Genomic DNA, 1,868 nt, shown 5'->3' with positions numbered 1-1,868 from the left:
AAGGTTATCACTTCGGTTTATATTCAGCCCCTGGTTCAAATCATCCAGGTAGTCAAAGTCGCTGATCTGGCTATATTTGAGCGTGCCATACCAGCCGTCATGATGCGCATTGATATCCTGACTAAAGCTGAGGCCCCAGCGAGCGTCCGTGTCATCTGGGCCGATTGCTTTCTGCTCGCTATTATAGAACTTGTCTTTGCTGATGTAGCCTAAGTTGAGCTCGCTATTGGTATAAGTGCTAGCATGCCGAAGTTCTAGATCGGAATGTACCCCTCTGCCATGAACATAGCTGGGCGTAAACGTCGCATCGTAGTCGGGCGCTAAGTTAAAATAATAGGGGGTCGATAGAAATATGCCGTTCTCTGTATTTGAGGTACCGAATGAAGGATATAAGAAGCCCGACTTACGGCGGTCATCGATCGGAAACGAAAACCAGGGAATGTACATCACAGGCGTATCTTTAATCAGAAAACGGGTGTTTTTTGCTTGGCCGAAGCCTTCTTCTCTATTGAGAGAAATGTTTTCTGCAGCGAAGGCCCAGTCTCTTTTCTCGGGCGGACAGCTGGTAAATAAGCCATCATGAATGAGCAGCGTATTTTCGTCTGCCCGTGTTATTTCTGAAGCTTTGCCGTTAATTGAAGTTTTGGGGTTCGAGAAGCTGGCATTGATGACCGAAACTCTATCGCTGGTCATATTTACCGTTGCGCTGTCACCTTTTAGTATCAGATCGGGGCTGCTTAGTACGATGTCGCCTTTAAGTTCAGCTGTCTGGCTAATTTTGTTAATGGATGCTTCATTACTTTGAGCATGGTAAGGCCCGTGAGTAAATTCGATATCGCCCTTAAGCTCCAGGTTTTCATCAGGAAGGTAGTTAACTTCCTTGGCGTGAATCACAATACCTTCTTCAGGCTTAACCGGTTTTTCTGATGTCAGCTCTGTTGAAGGTGACGCAGACTTTGCTGATGAGCATGCCTCTGTTGTTAGCGAACTATTATCATTTGCCCAGACAGATGCGCTCATGCTTAACATTAAAGGCACTGCTCTTATGAAGATGCGCTTTGATGGAGCTTTAAATGGCGATAATGTTGGCAATGCAGAGATCCAGTATGAGTAGCGAGAGGGTTAGCTAGTTTAATGAACAAACCTAGTTGCGAATAATAAACGCTGCCAGGAGGGATGTCATTTAACTTTTGTTGAGACTCAAAGCCAGTCGCTTGGATTTATTCTCTCATTTTTTTAATTCGCTAAGTTTTGCTGCGCACATATAATTTGATTAGGATAGCCGCAGCGAATGAAGGTCATGCCTTTCTTAGTCATATACACTGACGCATACATAGCCAAAGCGATAAAGTCTTATTCAACTCAATAGAAGAAAACACATTAGGATTAATTGATGGATCAACGGTATCAAGCACTCTGTACCTGGGTTGCCGAAGCATTGGAGATAGAAAAAGCCGAGCTCTCGGTTGTCTCGGGCGATGCAAGTTTCAGGCGCTACTTCCGCTTTCAACAGCCCGGCCAGTCTTTAATCGCAATGGATGCTCCCCCTGAAAAGGAAGACTCTAATAGCTTTGTTTGCTTGGCACGTAGTTGGCGAGAGCAAGGGGTCAATGTTCCGGCTTTGATAAAAGTTGATTTGGATAAAGGCTTTCTATTATTAAGCGATTTGGGAGATGAGCTATTGTTGCCTTACCTGAATCCCGATAGCCCGGTGATAGAAAGTGGTAATAAACACTATGCGCAAGCCATGAAGGCGCTGCTAAAGATCCAAAGTCTTAAGCCAGCAAATGATTATGCTCTACCACTCTATGATAGTGCACTGCTGCAACGGGAAATGGCCCTGTTCCCAGACTGGTTGCTTGAGAAAA

2 protein-coding genes are annotated in these 1,868 nt (G+C 44.9%); one reads left to right on the top strand and one right to left on the bottom strand.

The features are described from left to right. Positions 1 to 1,020, bottom strand: a 1,020-nt coding sequence (locus A3766_RS19515; RefSeq protein WP_197479637.1) for an LPS-assembly protein LptD, incomplete at its 3' end; no start/stop codon positions are given. A gap of 373 nt (positions 1,021 to 1,393) precedes the next feature. Here A3766_RS19515 and A3766_RS19510 point away from each other — a divergent pair. Beyond that, the coding region (locus A3766_RS19510) for a phosphotransferase (protein ID WP_369808641.1) at positions 1,394 to 1,868 on the top strand (475 nt) is incomplete at its 3' end.

Source organism: Oleiphilus sp. HI0132 (assembly GCF_001635845.1).
Note: the sequence above shows the minus strand (reverse complement) of the source record. Positions and strands in the feature narration are given on the sequence as shown.